25 protein-coding genes and 1 pseudogene are annotated in these 25,888 nt (G+C 30.1%); 21 read left to right on the top strand and 5 right to left on the bottom strand.

Annotation, left to right across the window (positions count from 1 at the left end):
• The first annotated feature begins 106 nt into the window (after positions 1 to 106).
• On the top strand, positions 107 to 655 hold the full coding sequence (locus LGK97_RS08275; protein WP_226259287.1) for an antirestriction protein ArdA: 549 nt from the start codon (positions 107 to 109) through the stop codon (positions 653 to 655).
• 98 nt (positions 656 to 753) lie between these two features.
• Here the strand turns inward: LGK97_RS08275 and LGK97_RS08270 are convergent, their stop codons facing one another.
• Entirely contained in the window at positions 754 to 1,236 is a 483-nt protein-coding gene (locus LGK97_RS08270) for a stalk domain-containing protein (protein WP_226259286.1), read from the bottom strand.
• Positions 1,237 to 1,423: 187 nt separating this feature from the next.
• Between LGK97_RS08270 and LGK97_RS08265 the strand changes: the two genes are divergently transcribed.
• The 16 genes and pseudogenes from LGK97_RS08265 (at position 1,424) to LGK97_RS08190 (ending at position 16,940) form a co-directional block, all read left to right on the top strand.
• A complete protein-coding gene (locus LGK97_RS08265; RefSeq protein WP_226259285.1) occupies positions 1,424 to 1,792 on the top strand; it encodes a hypothetical protein in 369 nt (122 codons plus the stop codon).
• 113 nt (positions 1,793 to 1,905) lie between these two features.
• Positions 1,906 to 2,577 carry a hypothetical protein gene (locus LGK97_RS08260; RefSeq protein WP_226259284.1) on the top strand — a complete coding sequence of 224 codons (672 nt, stop codon included), beginning with the start codon at positions 1,906 to 1,908 and terminating at the stop codon, positions 2,575 to 2,577.
• Positions 2,578 to 2,893: 316 nt separating this feature from the next.
• Positions 2,894 to 4,195 carry an Ig-like domain-containing protein gene (locus tag LGK97_RS08255; protein ID WP_226259283.1) on the top strand — a complete coding sequence of 434 codons (1,302 nt, stop codon included), beginning with the start codon at positions 2,894 to 2,896 and terminating at the stop codon, positions 4,193 to 4,195.
• A gap of 879 nt (positions 4,196 to 5,074) precedes the next feature.
• Entirely contained in the window at positions 5,075 to 5,695 is a 621-nt protein-coding gene (locus LGK97_RS08250) for a hypothetical protein (protein WP_226259282.1), read from the top strand.
• Between the two features lie 25 nt (positions 5,696 to 5,720).
• On the top strand, positions 5,721 to 6,869 hold the full coding sequence (locus LGK97_RS08245; protein ID WP_226259281.1) for a hypothetical protein: 1,149 nt from the start codon (positions 5,721 to 5,723) through the stop codon (positions 6,867 to 6,869).
• Positions 6,870 to 7,068: 199 nt separating this feature from the next.
• Entirely contained in the window at positions 7,069 to 9,054 is a 1,986-nt protein-coding gene (locus LGK97_RS08240; RefSeq protein ID WP_226259280.1) for a site-specific DNA-methyltransferase, read from the top strand.
• On the top strand, positions 9,055 to 11,376 hold the full coding sequence (locus LGK97_RS08235; protein ID WP_226259279.1) for a DEAD/DEAH box helicase family protein: 2,322 nt from the start codon (positions 9,055 to 9,057) through the stop codon (positions 11,374 to 11,376). It abuts the gene before it with no gap.
• A gap of 566 nt (positions 11,377 to 11,942) precedes the next feature.
• Positions 11,943 to 12,542, top strand: a complete 600-nt coding sequence (locus LGK97_RS08230) for a hypothetical protein (protein WP_226259278.1) — start codon at positions 11,943 to 11,945, stop codon at positions 12,540 to 12,542.
• 224 nt (positions 12,543 to 12,766) lie between these two features.
• Positions 12,767 to 13,342, top strand: a complete 576-nt coding sequence (locus tag LGK97_RS08225) for a recombinase family protein (RefSeq protein ID WP_226259277.1) — start codon at positions 12,767 to 12,769, stop codon at positions 13,340 to 13,342.
• A gap of 2 nt (positions 13,343 to 13,344) precedes the next feature.
• Positions 13,345 to 13,596 carry a hypothetical protein gene (locus LGK97_RS08220; protein WP_226259276.1) on the top strand — a complete coding sequence of 84 codons (252 nt, stop codon included), beginning with the start codon at positions 13,345 to 13,347 and terminating at the stop codon, positions 13,594 to 13,596.
• A 241-nt stretch (positions 13,597 to 13,837) separates the two neighbouring features.
• Positions 13,838 to 14,161 (top strand): hypothetical protein, encoded by a 324-nt coding sequence (locus tag LGK97_RS08215; protein ID WP_226259275.1) that lies wholly within the window; start codon positions 13,838 to 13,840, stop codon positions 14,159 to 14,161.
• An 85-nt stretch (positions 14,162 to 14,246) separates the two neighbouring features.
• Positions 14,247 to 14,663 carry an acyl-CoA thioesterase gene (locus tag LGK97_RS08210; protein ID WP_226259274.1) on the top strand — a complete coding sequence of 139 codons (417 nt, stop codon included), beginning with the start codon at positions 14,247 to 14,249 and terminating at the stop codon, positions 14,661 to 14,663.
• A gap of 124 nt (positions 14,664 to 14,787) precedes the next feature.
• Positions 14,788 to 15,162, top strand: a pseudogene (locus tag LGK97_RS08205) (acyl-CoA thioesterase); the annotation flags it as partial.
• Between the two features lie 434 nt (positions 15,163 to 15,596).
• The gene (locus tag LGK97_RS08200) at positions 15,597 to 16,145 is read left to right on the top strand and encodes a nucleotidyltransferase family protein (protein ID WP_226259272.1); all 549 of its coding nucleotides are present in this window, start codon (positions 15,597 to 15,599) and stop codon (positions 16,143 to 16,145) included.
• A 26-nt stretch (positions 16,146 to 16,171) separates the two neighbouring features.
• Complete coding sequence (locus tag LGK97_RS08195) at positions 16,172 to 16,378, top strand: hypothetical protein (RefSeq protein ID WP_226259271.1); 207 nt, start codon at positions 16,172 to 16,174, stop codon at positions 16,376 to 16,378.
• Between the two features lie 199 nt (positions 16,379 to 16,577).
• Positions 16,578 to 16,940 (top strand): VOC family protein, encoded by a 363-nt coding sequence (locus tag LGK97_RS08190; protein ID WP_226259270.1) that lies wholly within the window; start codon positions 16,578 to 16,580, stop codon positions 16,938 to 16,940.
• A 151-nt stretch (positions 16,941 to 17,091) separates the two neighbouring features.
• On the opposite strand, the gene LGK97_RS08185 is transcribed toward LGK97_RS08190, so the two are convergent.
• Positions 17,092 to 17,700, bottom strand: coding sequence for a 3'-5' exonuclease (locus tag LGK97_RS08185; protein ID WP_226259269.1), 609 nt, complete (start codon positions 17,698 to 17,700; stop codon positions 17,092 to 17,094).
• A gap of 263 nt (positions 17,701 to 17,963) precedes the next feature.
• On the opposite strand from LGK97_RS08185, the gene LGK97_RS08180 reads away from it, so the two are divergent.
• From LGK97_RS08180 to LGK97_RS08170, 3 genes are all read left to right on the top strand, one after another.
• The gene (locus LGK97_RS08180) at positions 17,964 to 19,637 is read left to right on the top strand and encodes a sensor histidine kinase (protein ID WP_226259268.1); all 1,674 of its coding nucleotides are present in this window, start codon (positions 17,964 to 17,966) and stop codon (positions 19,635 to 19,637) included.
• Between the two features lie 4 nt (positions 19,638 to 19,641).
• Positions 19,642 to 20,343 carry a LytR/AlgR family response regulator transcription factor gene (locus tag LGK97_RS08175; RefSeq protein WP_226259267.1) on the top strand — a complete coding sequence of 234 codons (702 nt, stop codon included), beginning with the start codon at positions 19,642 to 19,644 and terminating at the stop codon, positions 20,341 to 20,343.
• 101 nt (positions 20,344 to 20,444) lie between these two features.
• Positions 20,445 to 21,881: a carbon starvation protein A gene (locus LGK97_RS08170; protein WP_226259266.1), complete on the top strand. Its 1,437-nt coding sequence runs from the start codon at positions 20,445 to 20,447 to the stop codon at positions 21,879 to 21,881.
• A gap of 73 nt (positions 21,882 to 21,954) precedes the next feature.
• Here LGK97_RS08170 and LGK97_RS08165 read toward each other — a convergent pair whose 3' ends face one another.
• The 3 genes from LGK97_RS08165 to LGK97_RS08155 form a co-directional block, all read right to left on the bottom strand.
• Positions 21,955 to 23,109: an amidohydrolase gene (locus LGK97_RS08165; RefSeq protein ID WP_226259265.1), complete on the bottom strand. Its 1,155-nt coding sequence runs from the start codon at positions 23,107 to 23,109 to the stop codon at positions 21,955 to 21,957.
• Between the two features lie 262 nt (positions 23,110 to 23,371).
• Entirely contained in the window at positions 23,372 to 23,551 is a 180-nt protein-coding gene (locus tag LGK97_RS08160) for an asparagine synthase (RefSeq protein ID WP_226259264.1), read from the bottom strand.
• A gap of 125 nt (positions 23,552 to 23,676) precedes the next feature.
• Positions 23,677 to 23,922, bottom strand: a complete 246-nt coding sequence (locus LGK97_RS08155; RefSeq protein ID WP_226259263.1) for a hypothetical protein — start codon at positions 23,920 to 23,922, stop codon at positions 23,677 to 23,679.
• Positions 23,923 to 24,511: 589 nt separating this feature from the next.
• Here LGK97_RS08155 and LGK97_RS08150 point away from each other — a divergent pair.
• On the top strand, positions 24,512 to 25,783 hold the full coding sequence (locus tag LGK97_RS08150) for a L,D-transpeptidase family protein (RefSeq protein WP_226259262.1): 1,272 nt from the start codon (positions 24,512 to 24,514) through the stop codon (positions 25,781 to 25,783).
• Positions 25,784 to 25,888: the final 105 nt, after the last annotated feature.

Here is a 25,888-nt window from a genome sequence, read left to right as displayed (position 1 = left end):
ACTATAATAAAGAAATATAAAAAAACTGGAAAGATTTAATAAGGCACGAATTAAATTTTGGGTGGGAAATAAATAGGGTTTAAATTAAAACTTGGGAGGAATAAAAATGATAAATATTTATATTGCAAACCTTGGAAAATATAACGAAGGCGTATTGGTTGGAAAGTGGTTACAGCTACCGTATTTACAAGGCGAATTAAATGATTTATTCGTCGAAATTGGGCTTGGCAAATACGTAAATGGTAAGTACGTGCATGGCATAGAAAAAAATGGACAAACTTATGAAGAATATGCAATTCACGATTATGAGGCTGACTTGGAGATTACCATTAATGAGTTTGACAGCATTGCTAAGTTGAATGAATTAGCAGAACTTTTAGCAGACTTGGATGAACACGAACTAAAGAAAGCAGATGCGTTGTTGGAGTGGAATGTTTGCAATTCTTATTTAGAAGCTGTAGAAAGCTTAGATAATTACACTTTGCTAGAAGGCGTCGACAGCGAAGAAAAATTAGGCGATTACTGGCTTCTCGAATCGGGTTGCTATGAAATTCCAGATTTTTTGGTCAATTATCTTGACACAGAAGCGTTTGGAAGAGATATGTCTCTAAACGAAAATGGCTATTTCTCAAAATATGGCTGGATAAGCGAATAATTTATTATATTTTCCAAAAAAGAAGCTTAGAAATAGGCTTCTTTTTTTATGCAAAATAAAAAACTAGCTGTTTATAGCTAGTCCTTCTATTTATTGTTTTATTTTTTATTTAAATAGATTGCAGTAACTGTTTCGGAATTAACAGCCATAGTCTCCAAGTTTAATAATTGTGCAAAAAGTGTAACTGGGATATATACTTGTCCATTTTTTATAATAGGTTTTACATAGCCTTTAAAGTTTTTACCATTTAATTTATAAGAAGAATCGTCGATTTTAAAATCTAACTTGTTTTTATTGTAAGTAATACTATAGCTTGTATTGTTATTTTTAGCTACTTTGCAATTTAAAACAGGTGCAAAATCTGGCGTAACCATAAGTGTTGTAAGAAAGCTTCTATCCAGATACATTTTTACATTTTTTGGTACTACCAATCTCTTATTATTAAGCATAATTGGAATTATTGTTTGTATATCTTCTTTTACAGCAGTATTAGTTTTAGTGTTACTTGTAGCAAACGCATTTGAATTCGTTAAAAATGTTAGAGACATAATTATTGCAAGTACATTCTTTTTGTTTATCATATTCTTTTCCTCCTTTTATTTTTTATTTGTTTATCTTATATTCTATGCCTTTTTAAGTCACTTATAACTCGGAAACCTTATATTAGAACACTTTTTTACAAAATATTTTAATTATTTATAGATTTCTTTTTAATTAGACTAAGAAAGGCATAGTATTTAATATAAATAAAAAAAGGGGTGAGTAGAAGTGATAAAGAAAGTATTTATTCTAGTAATGTTAGTGCTATTGTTTAAAAACAATCTTGCATGTGCTAATACAGTAAATGCAAAATATAATTACAATGCAATTGAAATTCCCGTAACGGATATTGACGATATAACTAGCTGGGCTAACCGAAAAGGATTTGAGATAGTGCATTTTTTACAAGTGCTTGCACAACCAATCATAATTATAATTTTTATAATTTCAGCAATTCTGCTACTTTTAGGAACTTTGGGTAATCCTTACCTTACTGGAAAAGGTTTTATGGGTTTAATAATGTCTATTTTTATATATGCTTTAATTCTATATGCATCTTTAATTATTCAGTCGTTTGCGGGCTGGGTACAACATTAAATCTTAAGTATGTATAGAACATATATATATCGCATATCTACCTTTTTAAATAATATCTGACTAAAAAAAGCATACAATATAAGATAAAATATAATTAAAGGAGTGAATAAATTATGAATGAAGAATATGTAATAAGCAGAATTAAATTTTATGCAGACAAGCTAAGTAAAGAAAAAGGCTTTAAAACCAACTATATTCCAAAGAAATTTAACAAAAGCGACAAGTGCAGGAGATTGCTGTGCTGGCTAAATAAATATAAAATGCTAAAAAACACAGACTTAGACAATGTAGAAGTTCTACAAAATTTGGGATATAAAACTTATGAGAATGAAGAAAAAGAACGTATTATTAATAAATTAAAACTGTATGCAGATAAATTAAGTAAAGTTAAGGGCTGGCAACAAGGCTATATACCAGCCAAAATTACGACCGAAAAAGAGTTTGAACGTATAAATTTTTGGTTAAAAAAATATAGAGAATTAGAAAGCACAGACAAAAACAATATAGAAATATTAGAAATTCTAGGCTATAAAATTTACAAAGATGAAGAAAAAGAACGTATTATTAAAAAGATAAAACTGTATGCAGACAAATTAATAATTACAAATAACTGGGAACAAGGCTATATAGACAAACTAAAAACTAGCAATAAATATGTAAGACTGCTTTTCTGGCTTAATAAATATAAGATTATTACAAAAACAGAAAAAGATTTTTTAGATACACTAGAATTTTTAGGCTATAAAGTTAATAAGGCAACAGCATTAAAAAAGAGAGTTAGTTAATAATTCTCTTTTTTATGTTTTAAATAAAAGCATCTATATACGCACCTATATATGTTAATTAACATTGTTCAAATAAAGTACTGTTCGCAATTGCAGATATAATAAGCCTATAATGTTCTCTAATCAACTTTATTGCGGTTTTAAGGTTATAGACATAGCACCTATATAACATATATACATGTTATAGATGTTATTTTATTTGAAAGTAGAGTTGTTATCTTACAAGAAAATATTTCCCCATTATGTATATTGTGTTATATTAATAATTAACACATCTACATAATTTCCTATAAAAAAAAGAAATGGGGGAGTTCTAATGAAAACGGAAAACTTATTTAAAAAAATCATAGTGAGTCTAATGGTGTCAATCTTCATAATGGGAACTATAATATCCCAAGTATCAGCAAAGGAGATTGAACTAGAACAAAAGACCAATGTTCCGACTAATAAAGTATGGAATGTTAAATTAACCCAATCAATATCTACGGATGGGCTTTCAAGCAAAGTAACAGTTGCAGATTCCGCAGGGACTGTAATTCCAACGGATGTTACAGTTGGTGCTGACGGAAAAACTATCATAGTAACTCCTAAGAAGGATTACGAAGGTGGAAAAACTTATACTTTGTCAGTGTTAGCAGGTATTGTATCAAAAGATAAAGTAAATTCATTGAAAGATACAGTTAAAATGAACTTTACAGTATCTAAAACTGCATCAAATCCAGTATCAGAAATTGACGCAAACTCAAATATGGGTGTTTACCTAAATGGAGTTAAAATCAATTATCCAGCATCTGGCATTCAACCTAAATTCTTAGGAGGAATCGTTTATTTGCCACTGGAAGAAACTACAAAGGCTATGAAATTTGATACTAAGGTGTCAACAACTGTTAGACCCAACGTAATAGTGACTACATCTACTGGAGTAGCGGAGGGAAGCTTCAATTCTCCTAGAATAACAACTGCTACTGAACTTCTTGGTTTGAGTGGCAAGATTACAGCATCAGCTGATTCAGCTGGAAAATACAATGGATGTTATGTTCCTCTTGACTTCTTTGAAGTAGGATTAGGATTTAAAGTTAACTACAAGATGGCAAAAGCAGATGGAACTCCAACTAATGTTACTCACATAATTACTTTAGATGGAACGTTAGGAACTGGCGGAACTGTTTCAGGGGATGACCCAAGTATAGATGACTTCAAGTTAGTACCAAATACGCCTTCTATCAAGAAGAATGCACCTGAAATGGCTAACTTACAAGCATTGGTTAAATCAATCCCTAAAAGAGATGTAATTGATAACACCTTTAACTGCTTTGAATACGACAATGGTCAAACAGTAATAAGATATAAAGAATATTTAACTTATTCAGAATTGAAAGTCATGGGAGAGTTGAAAACTAACCCAGTCGGTTCAAAAATTGTTTCTACAATTCTTTATGACCTTCTTGGAGAGAAAGATGGTGCACAATTAAATTCAATACTAAATGAGTATAACTCAAAGTTTGAATTGGACGATGCTATAATAGCCAAATATTTAAATTTCCAACCAACTGCAAGCAAGCAATATCAATTTAAAATAACCCATGACTATAGAGAGGTTTACTTAGAACTTAAATAGATATTATTGCTAATAACAAACCCAATTGGGTTTGTTTTTTTTAGTTACACCAATAGAGACAAAGTATGATAGTAAATAGCCTCTTAGAACCGTTTATTTTTGCTTTCTTTGTTTTTGCAAGCAAAGACCTCACCGCATAGAATATTATTTTTTTTACACATACAAGGCGTGGGTAAATTATCAACTTAATTAGATACCCACGTGTCACAGGTAATTTGTAAAATGTTAGACCTTTTACAAAACAGTATCGGCTGGGATAGGTAAAACAGTCCAAACCAGCACTACAACAGCGTTGTAGAAAAAGAATATTATATCTAAGCTGTGCGTGTAACCACTCACAGCAAAGACCTTATTTTTTAATAAAAAAATAAGGTCTTTTTTTACGCAAGAACTGCGATAGGGGGATGTCTATTTGTACGCTTATTGCTACAAATAAGCCAAAAACAGTCCTTTTTTGCTTAAAAAAGCCCTTTTTTTAGCACTTTACTGCGATAGCCCCCCTATCCCAGCCACTTCGCAAATTGAACCCAACCCCAGTAAAAATTTTATTGGCGACGATAGGGTATTTCGTTATAAGTCAGTAAAATCAGCATATCATAAGATGTAAAGATAAAAAAAGAAGAAGAAGACGATGCAGAACCTCACTACAACACCTCTCGCCCCCCACACTTCATTTGCTAGCAAACGAAGGGGGGACAAGAGGACGTAAAGAATTGTGCCTTACAGGCACCGAATTTGTTCCAAATTCTCAATTCTTCACTTGTTTTCGTTCGGTTCTTCAAAGTCCTTCGCTGTGGTCTTTTTCAAGGAAAATTCTTTAGGGTCTTTTTCTACAACAACAATAACAAGCTTTTACTAAAGCAAAAGGAGGTGTTATTTTTGGGCAGAAAAAAAGAATATATTACAGAATTAAGCAAAAAAGATGCAAGACTAGCCCAGTGCTTTTATTACAGCAAGACAATTAAGCAAGAAGATGTTCTAAGAATTATTGCTAAAAATCGCCTAGGTAATTACATCAAGCAAGGGTTGGTACAAAAGTGTAGTTATAAGGAACGTAACTTTGACAAAGTAAGTAAAGATGATGCCTATAGGCTTACAGACATAGGATATTCGTTTTTCAAAAAAAATTATCCAGATACCTTTGCTGATAGTAAAAAATATGGCGGAACATCCGCAGTGCATGATTTAGCATTGGCAAAAGAAATTACTAAGCTAACGGACGCAGAGTTGAGAAGTGTTCAAAGCGAATTGGATTGCAGGGATAGGCTAAAAGAATATATCGAAAAACTAAGAGAAACAGATATAAGCAAAAGCGAAGAATTAAGACAACAGTTGCAAGAACATACAATCTCTCCGCCAGATTGCGTTTACATTCGTGAGAGTGATGGACAAGCAGTATGCATCGAGATAGTAACGCAATACTATACGCAAGAAATGATAGAAGCTAAGCAGGAATTTTGTGCAATTTTCAACATCGAATATCAGCAAACAAGAATTTAAAAAATAAAAAAAGGAGTGATAAATTATGGCAAAAAATATAAAAGAAAAACAAGTAATAACAAGAGAATATAAAGAATATATGCAAAAAAAATTACTAGGTGATTACAATAATTTATTTAAAATAATAATGTACAGCCTAAATGGTCTTTGCTTTAACGTACACGCTAAAACATTTTTAGAGGATATGGAAACACCCGACGGAAAAAAACTTCCTAAAACTTCTCTAACAAAACTTTTAAATAATTTTGAGATGTATGGTCTTGTAGATATTCTAACGTTCCATAAAAATAGAATTATTAAGTTAAAAGCACCCGTTTATACACACTTTAATAAAAAAATGGAAATAAATAAATTAAATAAAAGTGAGGAAAATAGTGACAATAAAAATATTAAAGTTAGTTACAAAACAACAAATGCAAGTCATTACAACTATTTACAATCAGCCCTTATTGGAGAAATATTGTGTAGTAATTGGCAGGGCTATAGCACATATGTTCAAAATTTTATAACGACAAATTTATCTTTTAATTTAGAAACAAAGAGTTATACATTTTTAAATAATGTTCAAAAATTTATAAAAAAGAACGCAGATGTAAAAGAATTACCCATTTTAGAAAGACAAAAAGAACTTCTTAAAAAGAGATATAACTTTAAAGAGAATAAAGGTTATAAAATAGTAGATGGTAAGTTAATTAACGCTGGTAAAGGTGAAAAACTTGATTTGGGAATAAGTTCTGCCGAAAAAGTTGATTACTTGGATTTTGCTTTGCTATCTTATAAAAACATATTTTTAGAAAAGATAACTTATGACAAAGATTTAAATGCATTAATCCCAGAATTTGCGATATTAAATTTTACAGAATTAACACCTAAGAAAATTGCAGATTATTTAATAAAAGTTTGGAGATTTGCTAATCAAGTTTTTGGGGACATAGAGGGAAAGTTTTATCCAATAATAAAGGTTTATAGCCTTACAAGCGTAGCACAACCAAATAAAGATAGAATTTATAAGTATATAGAAGTAGATAATGAATTTACTTCCGACGGTAGCTATATTAGCTTAGACAAGAAGCGAATTCCACTTAAAGCTAATATTAAAACAATATTCCAGTTTATCGATTTTGATGCAAGTTCAAAACTACTTTCTAATAAATTAATATCAAGTATTTTATAAAGAAAGGAAAAACAATAATAAGTAATTTAAAGAAAAGCCTTATGCAAGGCTTTTTTTATTTGCAGATAAAAAGTATTTATTTAAATTTTAAAGCAAGTTTGATATACTTTGGTATGTAAAAGCATAATTGGTAGATAATTATTTATGGTAAGTAAAGTTGTTTTTTTATAGAAATGTTGGAAGGATTGGAGGAAGTAAAGTGAATTTTGAAGAAATGTCTAAGGAAGAGATAATAAAAGAACTTTTAAGGCTTCGGGGGGATAACAAATACGGAATACTATGGGAGGCAAAACCTGAAAAGGTTGATGAATTATTAAACGATTATTATCCAGTATTAACAAACCTACAAGAAAAAGATATTGTTTATGCAGATATTAATAATGCTAATCTGCTAATTGAAGGAGATAACTTACATTCGTTATATTTACTAAACACTACGCATGAAAATAGTATTGATTGTATTTTAATCGACCCACCTTATAATACTGGAAACAAGGATTTCTGTTATAATGACCAGTACGTTGATAAAGAAGATAGCTGGAGACATAGTAAATGGTTATCATTTATGTATCGAAGACTTACATTAGCAAGAGACCTTTTAACGCGAGACGGTGTAATTTTTATACATATTGATGAAAATGAATTTGCACAACTTAAATTGTTATGTGATGAAATTTTCAGGCAAGAGAATCATTTAGGGGCTTTTATATGGAAAAGTAGAAGCGGTAAGGGCGGAACTAACTCTAAGATAGCCACAGAACATGAATATATATATTGTTACGCAAAGAACATTGATGAAGTGAATTTTAAATCTATTTTAAATGTTGGAAAAAGCAGAAAAGAACAACTTAAACAATGGGGTCAGGAGGTAAGAAGAGAAGATAGAACATATATGTTCTTTCCTTTATTATATAAGGAAGATGAAGACATAAGGACAACAATACCCCTAGAAGAGTATTCAAAATTATATGATAGGACAACAGAAACGTTTGATGATGAGTATTTAATGCATTTAAAAGAGAAGTACGAGAAAGAAGGGTACATTTTTGTGTTGCCGATTTTAGATAATGGTGGATATGGAAGATGGAGGGCTGGAAGAAATACTATAATAGACCTTTTAGAGAATAAAGAAATTATTTTTGAAAAAGTTGGAGATGTGTATAAAGCCTATAGATTGTTTGAAGAAGGTGATGTAACAGAAGTTGCATTTGGTTCACTATTGCTTGATAAAGGAACAGCATCTACAGGAACTAAAGAGTTGAAAATGATATTTGGGGATAAAATTTTTGATACAACGAAACCTATTGCTATTACAGAATTTTTACTTGATTTAGCTATGTTTAACAAGAATGAAGGCACAGTTTTAGACTTTTTTGCAGGGTCGGGAACTACAGGTCAGGCGGTTCTGCAATATAATCAGAAGAATAATAAAAATCTTAAATTTATTCTCTGTACGAATGATGACATGAAGGAAAGAACTAGAAATAAGCTTTTGCAACAAGGATTTACTGAAGAAACTGAAGAGTATAAAGCTGAAGGCGTTTGCAGAAAAGTTACTTATCCCAAAATAAAGGCTATCATTGAAGGATATAAGTGTGAGGGAACAATTAAAACAGTTATTGGGAGTAAGAAATTAACCATAACTAATTTAAAAAATAATATGCCCTCTATATTTGAAACGATGGATTTAACGAAAGAACAAAAAGGTTCAGAATATGATGAATTTAAGTATGTTATTTCAAACGAATTGTTAAACTTGATTGGGATTAAGAACATTTCATATGATGTTACTGGTATTAAGTCTAATTTAAAGTATTTTATCACCGATAAAATAGCGAAAAACAAGAATAGGGACCAGATGATGGTCCTTATGGCACAAAAGATATACGATTTATTAACCATAAAAGAAAATTGTTTCGAAATTATAGAAGAAAGCCCTTATTATAGAATTTATAAGCAGGGAGATAAGATAATGGGAGTATATACATTCTTCTTAGACACATATATTAATGATTTTAAAATATCATTAAAAAGATATGCTGAAAAAACTAAGGTAATTTATAGTTTTAGTTTCTTAGATGATGTTGATTCAGAAGCATTCCAAGATATTGAGGGCTGTAGCGTTAAGGCTATACCTTCTAAGATATTAGAAATTATGGATGAACTAAATAGAAGGAGGTCTTAAATGATGTATGTTAAGAAAGTTGATTACCAAATAAAAGCTGTAGATAGTCTTATAGATATAACTGAAATTCTATTAGATAACGGAAAGGATTCATCTATACTTGTTTTTAAATCCCCAACGGGTTCAGGAAAAACAATAATGACCGCTAAATATATTCAGAAAGCTATTAGAACCTTTGAAGAAAATTTATGTTTTATATGGATGAGTGTTGGTAAAGGTAGTTTGCACATTCAATCAAAGAAAAAACTGGAGAAAATATTTAACAATTCGCCAAAGGTTTCATTATTAACTGAAGAGTATTATGGTAATAAAGCTGTTATTAGGAAAAATGAAGTTGTCGTTGTCAATTGGGAATCTATAAATAATAAGGACAGACAAGGTAATTATACAAATCTTGTTATGAAAGATGGAGAAAAGAGAAACTTTAGGCAAGTTTTAGCTAATACGAGGGCTTTAGGAAGAAAAATCATCTTAATATTAGACGAATCTCACTTTGGAACTTCAACTGAACGTGCAAATGAGTTGAGAGACCAAATAAAAGCAAAAATCATTTTAGAAATGAGTGCAACACCTAAATTTACACCTTCTAGGGATGAAGAAGATGATGGGCTTGCTGGTTATGTCCGAGTTAAAGTAAAAGATGTTATAGATGCACAAATGATAAAAAAAGAGATAATTGTAAATCAAGGGTTTGTTAGGCAGGAAGAAAAAACTCTTGATAGAAGTTTATTAGAAAGTGCATATAGGAAAAGGCAAGAATTAAAGAAATTATATGAAGATGAAGGTAGTTCAGTTAATCCGCTGGTAATTATTCAGCTACCTAACTCAGAAGAAGGTGCAACTAAAAAGGATTTAATTATTGATTTTCTTAAAGAAAAAGGAATTACTAAAGAAAATAAAAAACTTGCAACATGGTTAGAAAAAGATACATATAATACTGAAAATATCTCAGACAATGAAGATTCAGTTGAATACCTTATTTTTAAGCAAGCAATTGATACTGGTTGGGATTGTCCACGTGCACAAATATTGCTTAAATATAGAGAAACTCATTCGATGATTTTTGCAAAGCAAACATTAGGTAGAATTCTAAGGATGCCAGAACAAACTCATTATAGTAATGATATAATCAACTTTGCTTATGTTTATACTGACTTCACAGGTGAGATTTTAAATGTTATAGATGAAGAATTTGACTTCCCAAGCGATAGAATACAGACCATTCCCTTAATTAAGAAGGATGAATTTAAAAATATAATATTAAATAGCCAACAAGTAATTATAAAGAAAAGACCAGTGGTTTCAGAAGTTGCAAGAAAAGTTTTTCAAGAACTTATTAAAGAACATGGACTTGTTAGCGGTAAGTATGATGCTAATTGTGAAAAACTTGAAAAAGTAGGTTTTGTTTTTGATAGTAAGAAACTATCAGAGGATATTATAACAAATATTCAAATTGATACTGGTGAACTGTTATCTGATAAAAATGAATTTAAGGGAGACACAGTAAACATTCAAATTGATGATGAAAGAACAGAACAATTATTCAAGAGAATATTAAGGAAAAAATCAGGGACGTTAGGTAATAATAAGCAAATGATGTTTGATGTCTTAAGAGATAACATATATGATTTTTTCTTTAACTACATCTTAAACTTCACACAGCATGAAAATTTAATTATTGAAATGCAAAGATTATTGATAGTTAATTATAACTATCAAAATAATGACTTCTTTTTTAAACTAATTACAGATGTTGTTGATAAATATAAACAACTCAAAGAAGATGATTTAAAAGAAGTTATTGTTTCACCTAATTCACTTTATATGTTACCAGAAAAAATAAACGTTAATACTGTTACTTATGAAAAAAATATACTTGAAAAATGTTTTTATGAACCATGTTATTTGCAAAAGGATAGGTCAATACCTGAAAGAGGTGTTGAGGAATTCATAGAAAGACATTTAGACAAAATTGAATTTTGGTATAAAAATGGTGATAATGGTTCAGAGTATTTTTCAATAGTGTATGAATTAGAGGGTGAGGGTATAAGGTCTTTCTATCCTGATTATATAATTAAATTTGTTGATGGGAGAATTGGCATACTAGAAGCTAAGGATAAGAAGGATAGTGAAGCTAAAACTAAAGCTAAGGCAGAAAGATTATATCAATACATCCAAGAAGAAAATAATAAGGGTAAAAACCTTATTGGTGGTATTGTTGCAGACTTTGGAGATACGGATAACATATATATTAAAATCAATAGACAACAGGCATATTTTACAGATGTATACAATTGGGAGGACTTAGAAAGTTTAATATAAAGAATCATTAGCAAGGGAAAATTCCCTTGCTTTTTTATTGTGATTGATTAAAGTTTATCCACCCAACCCTATAAATTAACTGTTCTATATGGAATATAGTGGCTTAAATCAACATAAAAATAAAATTTTAATTGTCATCAAAACATAAATAAAATTATACAACTAGAAGACTTTTTGAAAACACAAGCTTTTTGAAAAAAAATATACGATAATTAAATTACTTTTCGAAAAGGTAAAAAAATAAATAAAATTACAGCATAATTTGCATTATCCAATCTATAATATATAAATATAGAAAACTGGAAAGATTTAATTTATGGATTGGAAATAAACTTAGGATTTAAATAGATGTAGAGGTATGCAAAGCATATAAACTACTCGTGGTAGGAATTTCTGAAATGATAGGAAATTTTTGTGGCGGGAATTATACGTGGTTGCATATCTCTTTTACTTTTACTATTAAAAATATTAAAAACAAAGGAGAGTTGATTTTTATGAAAACAACACTTAGAGAGGTTTATGAGAAAAATGAAGGAAAAATTGACAAAATAATAAGCGGGGCTTGTTTGGAATCATTAGAATGGCCAATTGGATATACAGTCGAAGTTGCAATAACTAAAGATGGTAATTGTTCGTGGAATGTTCTTGAGAAGGGTTCTTACAATATTTTTGAAGGTGAGGTATATACTTTTAATATACCAGCAAACAATGAATCTACTTATTGTGAACGTGAAGACCAATCGTTTATTGATGCCAGAGAAGAAATAATAGAAAAATACACAAATTTGCTAGTTGAAAACTACGGAAAAGAATTAAATAAATTATCTTTTTTAGAAATACTCAAAGAATATCTTGGAAAAGAAAATTTTGAAGAAGCTAATTACGAAATTGATGAAAAAGATGAATTTATAGAATCTTTAAAAAATGATTTAGAAGAATCTATAGAGAAAGAAATTGGCTGGGATTACATTCCTAATGAACTAACAGACGCTTTTCCACAAATTAAAGAAGAAATATCTAATTTACTAGAAAAGTGTGAGGAAGATTATAAAGAATGGCAAGATGAAGAGAGAGTATCTATTATGTTTGATAATTATGTATCAGAAATTGACTGGAATTTTGAATTTAACGACGATGATGATGAAGAAGAAGCTGACGAAGAATAAAATCATAAACCTACAGAAGAAGCCTAATAAGCTTCTTTTTTTATATGCAAGCAGTCTTTTAAACATCTCATTAAAAGACTTTTTATTTCATTAAAAAATATATCCAAAAACAGCATAAAGTAAGTCCATAAATGCATCTTTTAATCATAGGACATTAATCAAGTTATAGATGGGTTTAAAAGACACTATAATAATAAAAATACTAAAACGAAGGAGGAGAAAATATGATTTTTGGATACGCAAGAATAAGCACAAATGTAGACAAACAAAGCTTTGATAGGCAAACAGATGCCCTAAAAAAATATGGGGCTGATGAAATAATTAAAGAAGCCTATACTGGCACTAAAAAAAGTAGACCAGAATTAGACCAGCTTTTCGCTAAGCTAAGAAAAGGCGATAAAATAGTAGTAACAGAACTTACAAGGCTGGGGAGAAACTTAAAAGATTTAATCATACTTGCAGAAGAATTTGAAAAAATTGGAGTAGAATTAATAAGTTTAAAAGAAAATATAGACACAACAACAGCAACGGGAAGATTGTTATTCCAGATGATGGGAGTACTAGCAGAATTCGAAAGAGATTTAATCGTAGACCGAGTTAAACAAGGGTTAGAGAGTGCTAGGGCTAGGGGGCGAATTGGCGGAAGGAAGCCACTGCTAAAAAGTAAAATTAATGATGCTTTAAAGTTATACGATACAAAAGAAATCCCAATTGCCAAAATAACTGAACTTACAGGCGTTTCTAAATCTTGCTTATATAAATACGTAAAAGAAAGACAAAAGGACAAGGAGGATAAATAGTTATGGGTTTTAAATTACTTTTAATAAAAATATATAAAGATATAATCAAAATACTTAGAGAAAGCGACTTTAACATTTTAATAGAGATTAAAATAAAGATTTTGGGATTTATTTATCAGTACAAAAACGCAGTGATTGCAACATTATTACTTAGTTTATTAACAATTATATTATATATTTTCTTTGGACAAGCAGTAGTTATAGCAATAATAGTTTTGTTAATATTTATGTTTATTACACAAGTAAAAAAATAAAGTTATTAAACAAAAACTTAGTGTGTATAATACATTATAACTAAAAAAATGGAAAGAACTTTTTATGGATACCTAATTCCTCTCCCTTTTTTAACATAGAAGCCCCAGCAATTTTGCTGGGGCTTTTGCTTGTCTAAATAAGTCTTTCTTATATATTTTTTTTAATAATCTATAATAAAGAAATATAAAAAACTGGAAAGATTTATAAAAGGTAAGAATTAAAATTTGGGAGGAATTTATTATGGAGAAAATAAAAGTAACTGGAAAGAAAATAAAAGCGGTAGAAATTGAGATAAGGGACTATCTAAAAGTCAAAGAATTAGACAAGTATTACGATTGTTTTAGGTTCATAAAAGCTTGCACAGGAGAAGAGATAATCCCAGATGCGGATTATCAAATCATTATTAATGTGCAACAAGGGAGTAACGAAGGGTTCTATATCTTTATATCAACTTTAAATTATTCTTATAAGTTAAGCGATTGGTTTATGCTTAGATTTAATTGTTTCGATATTGAGAATGTGCTAAAAGTGCAAAACGAACTTATAAAAGCATTAGAACTCTAAGAGAAGTCTTTTTAGGCTTCTTTTTTTATTAAATTAAAGTGCTATAATAGATATAATTAGTCTATACGAAAGAAGGGGTATAATTATGTATATAAGTGAAACTAAATTAATTGTTAGATATGCAGAAACGGACAAAATGCAAATTGTTCATCACTCTAATTATTTGATATTTTTTGAAACTGCTAGAACGGAATTTATAAAAGGAAGTGGAATGTCATACTCCCAAATGGAAGAAAATAATATTATGTTACCACTTGTAGAAAGCAATTGTAAGTATATAGCAGGGGCAAAATATGAGGATGAATTAACAGTAAAGGCTTGGATAAAAGAATTAACTCCAGTTAAGGTTCAATTTAATTATTTAGTTATTAGAGAAAAAGATGGGAAAGAAATCGCAAGGGGAAGCACAACACACGCTTTTGTAAGTTCAAATGCTTTTAAAATAATTAATATGAAGAAAAAACACTTAGAGGTATTTGAAAAACTAAAAGCATTGATATAAATAAAAAAGAGAAGTCACATTCTGACTTCCCTAAAAAGCATTGATAATACTGTGTTTTAAGAACATACAAGTTTAAGTTCAGTCTTTCTATTTTCTTCGGAGTATGCCATGATACGTTGAGACAGATCAAATGGCAATAGTGCATCATTCAAATTATTATGCCTGGTTTGAGGTAGGTAGAACAGAATACATAACGGAGATAGGGATGACCTATAAAGAAATGGAAGAAAATAATATTATGCTACCAGTGGTTGAGAGTTCTTGTAAGTACATAGAAGGTGCAAAATATGAGGACATACTTATAATTCAAACATTTATGCAAGAGCTAAATGGGGCTAAGGTAATATTTAATTATAACGTTATTAGAGAAAGAGATGGAAAGATTTTAGCTAAGGGTAGCACAACTCATGCGTTTGTTAATGAAAAATTTAGAGTTGTAAATTTAAAAAAGGCTAATGTAGATATGTGGGAGAGGTTTAAAAAACTCTTTGAAGAGTAAAGGGTAAATTCTATTATGAGTAAAGAGTTTTTTCTTAGATTAAGCTATAACTAAAAGTATATGTTGCTAAAATGCGCTCACTTAGCCGAGTAATTCTAAAATTTATTTTATTTGCAGTTGCTAAAAAACATAAACTCGCTTCGCTCAAACATATGTTTTTCTTTACGCAACTGTAAAAAAATAAATTGTGAATTACTAAGGCGCGTTCAAACGCATTCCACGCAACATATACTTTTGTTAGCATAATCCAAGAAAAAATATATAATTTAAAAAGTATTACTATTTTTGTATATGCGTGAATGGAGTTTATTCCGAGATTTAGTATGAGATAGAGAGAGTTATAGACTATATATGTTGTGTGTAGTCCATGTATCAAGCAAAATCAATCAGTGTACAAGCATATACACTGGATATTTAAAGGAGTGAATTTAAAAATGTTTAATACTTTAAGTTACATAGGGGAGAAACTGAATGAAGAAGGAATTGTCTGGGCAGTTGGTGCTTCTATATTACTTAATCATTATGGATTTATAGATAAACCTAATGATATTGATATTTTGGTAGATTTAAAGGACATTGAAAAAACAGATAAGGTTCTTAAAGGTATTGGAGAAAAGATAGCCTGGGAAAAGACAGATACATACTCTACGAAATATTTTTATGAATATATTATAAATGGCTTTGATGTTGATGTTATGGCAGGATTAAGCATTAATTATGATAGTGGCACATTTAAATATATTTTTGACCAAAGTTCAATTTCGGAGATTAAAATAATTAATGGAGTAAATATACCGTTAACTTCTTTAGAGGATTGGTATGTAATATATCAGCTAATTCCTAATAGAGAAACAAAGGCTTATATGATAGAAAATTATTTATTATCAAATGGAATAAAGAAACCTAATTTATTAAAGAGAACATTAAAAGAAAACATACCAGATGAAGTGAGAAAAAATATTCTTAGGTTATTAAATGCATAGTAATCTACACAAGGGGGTATTTTAAAATGAAGTATTTAAACTATTCAGTATTAGGGTTTATAGTTTTTTTTATTGTTGAATTCCTATCCATAAGTGTGGGTGGTGTTTTAGGTTCAGTACCCGCAGAGATAGGTAGTGTAGTTAGTGCCATATCAGTACTTTGTGCAATTATAGTAATTTGCACAGTAATATTGGTCGATGCCATTAAAAGGTATACTCAAGAGAATAAATAAGCCATACTTAATTATAAATATTCATAGAAATAATACTAAACCTTGAATTTATTTAATGAATAATTGTATATAATAACGTCATAACTCATCAATGAAAAGGATTTTCTTGATATATTTATATTGAAGAAAGCACTTCTTGAATTATATATTTTATTGTGAGATAATTTTTTAAGATTGCACAAAGGAAAGGAGATATATTATGCATATTCAGCATGTGACCTTAATGGTCAACAACTTAGAAGAATCTATTGAATTTTATGAGACGATTACAGAACTAACTATTTCCCGACGCTTTAAAGCAGGATCTGGAGAGGTTGTATTTCTGACAAATGGCAGTGAAGAAACTGAGATTGAACTTGTCTGCATGCCACAAGGTCAGAAGTTTGAAGGCAAAGGTATGTTCATTTGCTTTAATACAGATAAACTGGATGAAATGCATAAGCTTGTGCAAGACAGAGGGTTTAACCCTTCTGCTATCCAAAACCCTGGCGATGGAACTCGCTATTTTTATGTTTATGACCCAAATGGGGTATCTGTACAGTTACGAGTTTTCCCGAAGTAATTTTTAAAATCATCCGGCTTGAATCTTTAAAATTAAATATTTTTTCTTACATTATGCTAACAAAAGGATCTATTGCGTAAAATGCATTTAAGCAATAGATCCTTGACCTTATAGCATAATCTAAGAAAAAACGCTTAATCACCTTTATAAATTATTTAACAAGCTGCGAAAAATAATGTTTAGGGATAAAACCTTTCTTAATACCCTCTGTAACCAGCAAATATGTTGCAGTAGTATCAAATCTAGCGTCATGAAAACTTGCAGTATCTCCAAAATATTCATTGCTTTTTAAATTTATTTCATTTTCATTTAATTTTAGGAAATCGATGCTTTCCGATAGTTTGGGGTTTTTATAGCCTCCGCGTGCCGTGTATAGTTTGCAAATATCTTTATAATATTTCATTGTGCAAAATATGTGTTTAGGGCTTAAAGTATGCCCACAATTATTAAGTTCGTGAGTTAAAAACTTTATATCAAAGTTAACATTGTGACCTATAAGAATATCTGCAGTTATAAAATCATCAATAAAATCTTCGTAAGAATCTTCAAAGGTTTTACCATCACTTAGATCAAATAAAGTATCTATACTAAAACCATGAACCTCTTGCGCAGATGGTTCAATATAATCTACAGTAAAGAATATATTTTTTCCTGTCGTTTTTGTAGGTTTATAACTAGTATCAACAAGTATATAACTAAGCTGACATATGTTTCCTGGTCTTATACCAGTAGTTTCTGTATCGAAAAAAATCATTTTCATTAAATGGACCCTCCTGTAGTTCTCTATAGCACAAAACAATCATTAATAGCTTTGCTGATTGTAAGTTATCTGTGTGCAAATGATTAATTATTTTTTAATACTAAAATAATATCACATTAATTATAACATAGATTTTATATCTTTATATATTGTAGATTGTTGTATATAATACTTATAAAACCTTCTTTAGGAATCTAAGATGGTCAAGAATTAATATTAATTATGTTTTAGAGAGTTCCTTAGGTGAAAGGGAGTTAACATAAATGATTGAACTGTTAAAAAATCTTACTAACAATTTAGGATATGTAATTCTTATTGCTTTTTTTGTTTCTAGAATTGGAAGCTTTAAGAAAATTGTGCAAAAGGACAAGTTCAGAAATGTAGATTTAATTATGCTTTCAATAATCTTTGGAGCATTTGGAATTTTGGGAACCTATTCAGGAACAGAGATTAATGGAGCTATTGCAAACACAAGAATTATTGGGGTAATGGCAGGGGGCATATTATGTGGTCCTTTTGTAGGGATATTTGCAGGAATTATTGCTGGAATGCACAGGCTACTTGTGGATATAGGGGGTATTACTTCAATACCTTGTGCAATAACCACTATAGTTTCAGGAATAGTTGCAAGTTTCATATATAAGAAATCTAATGAAGGTGACAAATGGTTCTATGGATTAATAGGTGGACTTTTAATTGAAGTTTTAGAGATGATTTTAATACTTGCAATGTCTCGTCCTTTTACCAGTGCTGTAACCATTGTAAAAGGTATATATTTTCCTATGAGTTTTACCAATGCCATTGGAATTGCAATCTTAATAATAATAATTCAAAAAATACTTAAGGAAAAGGACGAGATTGCAGCAAAACAAGCACAAATTGCTTTAGAGATAGCTAATAAAACTTTACCGTACTTTAGGGAAATGGACGAAAATTCCTTGGAAAAGATATGTGGAATAATAAAGGAATCAATTAATGCAGATGCCGTATCTATAACAAATAAGGAGTATATATTGGCTCATGTGGGCGTGGGAGTTGATCATCATATAAAGGGGCAGAGAATTGTAACAGAATCTACAAGAAAGGTTATTAAGGAAGGAAATTTAATTTCCTTAACTACTGCAAAACAGATTGACTGCCCTAACTTAAATTGTAAATTAAAGTCTGCTATTATTTCTCCATTGAAGGAAGGGGAGGAAACCATAGGGACATTAAAGATATATTATTGCAAAGGGGATGCAATTTCCTTTAGAAATATAAACTTAGCCATAGGATTATCCCAACTTATTTCTACTCAACTAGAAATAAGTAAACTTGGAGAGTTAAAGCTTATGGCAAATAAGGCTGAGATAAAGGCGCTACAAGCTCAGATAAATCCACATTTTTTATTTAATGCATTAAATACTATAATCTCATTTATTAGAATTGATCCAAATCGTGCAAGGGAATTAATTATAAATTTATCCACTTATTTAAGATATAATTTGGAGATAGGAGAATCACCAGTAGATATTTATAGAGAACTTGAGCAGGTTAAAGCATATATAGAGATAGAAAAAGCTAGGTTTGGAGAAAAACTTAATATAATTTATAATATTGAAGATGATTTAGAAGTTAAAATTCCAAGTCTCATAATCCAACCAATAGTTGAGAATTCTATAAAACATGGTATCTTAGAAGGAAAGGGAACAGGCAATGTTATAATCGAAGTTAAAAAAATAGAAGACGGCAATGTTATGGTAACAATTGAAGATGATGGAGTTGGCATTTCCAAAGAAATCATAGAAAAAGTCTATGAGGGTGAAATGGTAGAAAGTAAAATAGGGATGTCAAATGTTCATAAAAGGTTAAAATATATTTATGGTAAGGGATTAAATATTGAGAGGCTTGAAAATGGTACTAGAATTAATTTCAATGTGAAGAACGTAAGGGAGTGATAATGTGAACTGTATTATCGTTGATGATGAATATCCTTCAAGAGAAGAATTGAAGTATTTTATAAAAAACTTTAGTAATATAAAGATAATGGAGGAATTTGATGATTCTATTAAAGCACTAGAATACATTGAAGAAAATAAGCCAGACATTATTTTTTTAGACATTAATATGCCTAAGTTAGATGGAATGGCGTTAGGTAAAATTATTAATCACTTCCCTAAAAAATCACTTATTATTTTTATTACAGCTCATAAAGATTATGCAGTAGATGCCTTTGAGCTTCAGGCTTATGACTATATATTAAAGCCATATTCAGAAGAACGTATAGTTAGCACATTAAAAAACATTGAAAAGCCTATTGATAAAAAAAGTGTAAATAGTAAAATTACACTTTGGAAAGATAATAAGATGATAGTAAGGCGCATAATTGATATTTCTTATTGTGAAGCAAAAGAACGAGAAACATTAATCTATATTAAAGGGGTGCAGTACACTATAAATTGTAGCATTTCAGACTTTTATAAAAAGCTACCTAAGGAATCTTTTTTTAGAAGCCATAGATCATATATTATAAATACTGATAGAATTATTGAGATAATTCCATGGTTTAACAATACATTTATGTTAAAGCTACAAGGTGAAGAAATAGATATACCAGTTAGTAGAAGTAATATTGTTGAGTTTAAACAAATTATGGGCATATAAAAGCACTTGATGTGCTTTTTTTGTTTTCTCATGTATGAAAGCGTATTCAAATCTTAAAAGTATATTACAATTGTGTTAACAATTAATTAGGAGGGGTTAAAATGATATCCTTTATTTTAGCAATTATTGCCCTTGTTGTAGGTTATTTTATTTATGGTACAATCGTAGAAAAAATCTTTGGGGCAGATGAAAAGATTCAAACTCCAGCAGTGAGACTAGAAGATGGTGTAGATTTTGTTAAGATGCCTGGTTGGAAGATTTTCTTAATTCAATTTCTTAACATAGCAGGACTTGGTCCTATATTCGGGGCAATTGCAGGTGCAATGTGGGGTCCGTCAGCGTTCTTGTGGATTGTTTTTGGATGTATCTTTGCAGGTGGAGTTCATGATTATTTTTCAGGAATGTTATCTGTAAGACATGATGGAGCAAGTATACCTGAAGTTGTAGGAAAGTATCTTGGAAAAGGCTTTCAAAACTTTATGAGAGTGTTCTCAGTAATACTTTTAGTACTTGTAGGAGTTGTGTTTGTAAGTGGACCAGCAAGTATCTTAAAAGGTTTAACAGGAATGAACTTACAATTATTAATTTATATCATATTTGCATATTATATAATTGCAACAATGGTTCCAATAGATAAACTTATCGGAAAGATATACCCTATCTTTGGAATTTGTTTATTGATTATGGCAATTGGTGTTGGTGGCGCATTGATTTTTGGAGGTTTCCCAATTCCAGAAATAGTACCTTCAAATTTAATAAATATGCATTCAAACCCAGGGAAAAATCCAATATTCCCTATGCTATTTATAACTATTGCATGTGGAGCTATTTCAGGATTCCATGCAACTCAATCACCTCTAATGGCAAGATGTATAACTAGTGAAAAACAAGGTAAAAAAATATTCTACGGTTCAATGATAGCAGAAGGTGTAGTTGCATTAATTTGGGCAGCAGCAGCAATGAGCTTCTTTGGTGGTGTAGAACAATTAAATGCTACTATGGCAATAAAAGGTCATACAGCAGCATGGGTAGTAAATGAAGTTTCAATTAGTTTACTTGGAAAAGTTGGTGGAGTTTTAGCTATACTTGGAGTCGTGGCTTGTCCTATAACTTCTGGTGATACAGCATTTAGAAGCGCAAGATTAACTATAGCTGATGCATTTAAATTTAATCAAGGACCTATAAAAAATAGATTTATAATTAGCATACCTCTATTTGTAGTAGGATTCATATTAACTAAAATAGATTTCAATATAATATGGAGATACTTTGGATGGTCAAACCAAACTTTAGCAACTATAATATTATGGACAGCAGGAATGTACTTAGTTAATATAGGTAGAAAGCATTGGATTGCAACAATTCCGGCTACATTTATGACAGCGGTATGTACTTCCTACATTTTAATTGCACCAGAGGGTTTTAAGCTTTCTCAAGCAATTTCATATCCAATAGGAATTATAGGTGCAATCGTAGCAATGATAATTTTCCTAGTTGCAGCAAAAAAGGTAGAAGCAAAAATTGACGTTAAGATGTAAGATTACTTTATAGTCCCCCTATAAAATAATGAGGCTGTTAACATAAACAAATTATGTTAACAGCCTTTTCTTATTATTTTACAACTAAACCATTAACCATTACAAACTCTACTTTACTTTTTAAATCAAAGGGATGTCCACTATACATGACAATATCTGCATCTTTTCCAACTTCGAGACTTCCGAGTCTATCTGCTATACCAAGTATTTCAGCAGCATTTATAGTTATTGCTTTAAGAGCTTCATTTTCATCCATACCTTCTCTTGCAGCTATACCAGCACATATTGGAAGGTATTGAAGAGGAATAACGGGGTGGTCTGTCATTATAGCTACTTTTATTCCTGCTTTAGAAAGGATTCCCGGAGTTTCAAAAGTTAAATTTTGAAGTTCCACTTTTGATCTATTTGATAAGGTTGGACCAACTACTATACCCTTTTGAATGCCTTCTTTCAAATAATCTATAATTAAATGACCTTCTGTACAATGCTCAAGGGTTATATCCACATGGAATTCTTTTGCAATTCGAAGAGCAGTAAGGATATCATCAGCTCTATGGGCATGGGCTTTTAGAGGGATTTCTTTTCTAATAACCTTTGCCATTGCCTCCATTTTCATGTTAAATTCAGGTGCTTTGTCAGGATGTTCTATAGCTCTATTTTGTTTTTCAATATACATCTTTGCTTTAATAAGATTTTCTCTTAGTATTGCAGCAGTGGCCATTCTTGTGCTTGGTGATTTCTTCTGAGCATTATAAACTCTTTTAGGATTTTCACCAAAAGCGACCTTCATTGCAAGACAATCATTTATAATCATATCATCAATTCTATCTCCATAGGTTTTAATAACTGCAAATTGTCCGCCAATGACATTAGCACTACCAGGACCAGTTGCAACAGTTGTTATTCCAGCTTCCACTGCATCTTTAAAACATATATCTTTCGGATTAATGGCATCTATTGCTCGAAGCTCTGGAGTAACAGGGTCGACAGCTTCATTTCCATCAGCACCTTCAAAACCCATTCCATCTTCCCACATACCAAGATGGCAGTGAGCATCAATCATTCCAGGCATAACAAACTTACCTTTAGCATCAATTATTTCTACGTCACTTGGCGCATCAACAACATCTCCAATGGCAATTATTTTACCATTATCAATTAATATCATTCCATTTTGAAAGTTTTTATCTGCCATACTGTGTATGTTGGCATTTTTAATTAAAAACATATAAAGACCCCCTCGATATTTTAATAATTTCATAACAAAAAAAGATATTTAATATTCATTTCGCTATACTAATATTTCTGTATTCGAAATATTATGTTAAGGATATTATAACATATTATTATAATATTGTTAAAGAAAAAGGTTAAGGTAATATGCATTTTAATATAACTTATTACTAAAAAGAACTGATTAGAAATCTTACTTTCTAATCAGTTCTCTTAGAATTTAAAGTAAATACAATGAAGTAATATTAGAGTACAAGTTATCTTCTATGCTCCATCAAATCAATGGCCCCAAGTACAATGTGAGCCAGCCCAAAGCCAACAACAGCAGCTTCAAGCATAGGGATTTTGTTCTTCTTACTCATGTTATTTCTTGAAAATGATGCACCAGTAGCAGTAACAACTGTTCCTAATAAAGTTGGAATTAATCCTTCACGCATATTAAAAGACCTCCTTTTTAATAACATGTTATTATGTTTTACAAATAGGGGAATTTTAATACTTCATATTTGTAATGCTAAGTATTATTTTTTAGTTCTAATTGAATTATAATTCTTTTACTATATTATTTATTATAAATTCCCGCAACAGAATTCAGCTCTGTAACGGCAGCTAAAACCTGTTCTTTATCAATTGTGCTAGTAGCTGCGGAAAGACCATGTTTCTTTAAGATTGCAGTTACTTCTTCATGGGTAATATTAGTTGAAGGATATTCACCACGAATTCGTAAATCTAAATCCTCATTATCGCGTTTAAAAGACACAAAATATTCACCAGCATTATTTTTATCTAATATAAAACCTTTAGCCATGTTTATGCCACCTTTCTTTTTATAAAAATATTATAATTATAGTATAATGCCTAGTTAAGAAATTATCAAAGTATTTTAATGATATATTAGTGCCACCCACGTGACAAGTGGCATATTCATATGCCACTTGTCACGTGGGTGGCGCTAGTGTATTAAATAACAATAATATGTAAAAGATAATAGGTGTAACTAAATACTAATTAGAAAATATAATTAGATAGTAAATGAAGGAGGAAAATCATGGCCAAGAAAGGAATGAGCAGACCATCACAACCACAAGTTCAACCTAAAGGTGATAATAATAAGAAAATGAAAAATAAAGATGTAAAACCAGTTCCAGAAGTAGGTAAGTAAAGCTAGTATACTGTGTATCACCTTTAAATAAATTTTATAAAAAACAACAAAAAGCTACTTATTTAATGGGTAGCTTTTTGTTGTTTTTATAAGGATAAGAAGTTAGAATAATAAATAATTTATAAAAGTATAAAAGTATAAAAGTAAACATAGTATATAAGGTTGATGTTTATTTAAGAATATTTCATTGATTTACCATTTGAAGTTTAGTATAATGCCTAGGGGGGTGTGGGACATGAAAACACATAAAATTAAAAATTTGGTTTTATTAATTGCTATAACTTTAATATTTTTGATGCCAGTTAAGGCTTTTGGTATTGAAGGTGAAATCATACAAACAGTTAGTAAGGATAAAATATGGAGTATAAACTTTAATGAAGCTACTTTACTTGATGAAGTAAATGCGGATAATGTCTATATATTAGATGACAAGGAGCAAAAGGTTGATGTAACTTTAGAATTAGATAAGGAAAGTAAAGTACTTTTGTTAAAACCACCAAGTGAGGGATATGAAGTCGGAAGAACTTATATACTAGAAATAACTGATAAAGTGCAGAATCCTGAATATGTAGACTTAAAGCAACCTGTTAGTTTTAAGTTTATAATAGAAAATCCTGTATATATAGTAAATGCAAATAATATAAATTTATCTATAAAACAGGGACAAGCATTCACATTTCAGAAAAAGGTAACTGTGGATTTAAGTAATGGGGAGAAAAATGATAGAGATGTTGTATGGGATTCTATAGCTATAGATACCACGAAAGTAGGTACATATAATTTTAAAGGAACTGTAGAAGGATATGATTCTAAAATAAATTTAACTGTAAATGTAATGTTAGATTATAACTATCTTGTAAAGCCATCAATTGTAACGGCAGAATTAAACTGGGATTCATATTTTTATAATGATATGTCATTAAAGTCTAAAAAATTAGGTATGATTAAAAAAGGTAGTAAAGTTGAAGTTATAAGGGATAAAAGCTATCAATGGTATTATATAAGAAGTAAAGAAGGAACCTGTGGATGGATTAGTGCAACTGCATTAATAATATCTAAAGATCCAGTAACGAATACAAGTAAATTGACTAAGAAAGAGGCAGAGGGATATATAAATTTAAAGAAGTTTAGTAGTTCTTCTAAGTACTTTTTATGGGTAGATATTAGTCGTCAAACAGTTAATGTATTTGAGGGAACTAAAGAAAAATACAAACTCACAAAAACTATGAGTTGCGCAACAGGAAAAAATGTATCACCTACAGCTAGGGGTACGTTTACTATCCAAACTAGAGGAACTTGGTTCTTTAAAGGTAGTAGTGGCGCTAAGAATTGGGTGCAGTTTAATGGGGCTTATTTATTTCATTCTGTAGTTATGAATGAGAATAAAACCGTAAAAGACAATACCATAGGGAAAAGAGCTTCTGCTGGATGTATAAGATTATCAGAGAATGACAGTAAATGGATATACGATAATATTACTAATGGTACTACTGTGTGGGTTAACTAATCTTTAAGTAAATTAAAAACCATGTTGAATGCTAAATTCAACATGGTTTTTAATTATTAATATTGCACTTTGCAGGATATGATTAAATCAAAATTTCAAAAGTCG

It is taken from the genome of Clostridium sp. CS001 (genome assembly GCF_020443565.1).
Classification (GTDB): domain Bacteria; phylum Bacillota; class Clostridia; order Clostridiales; family Clostridiaceae; genus Clostridium_AD.
Note: the sequence above shows the minus strand (reverse complement) of the source record. Positions and strands in the feature narration are given on the sequence as shown.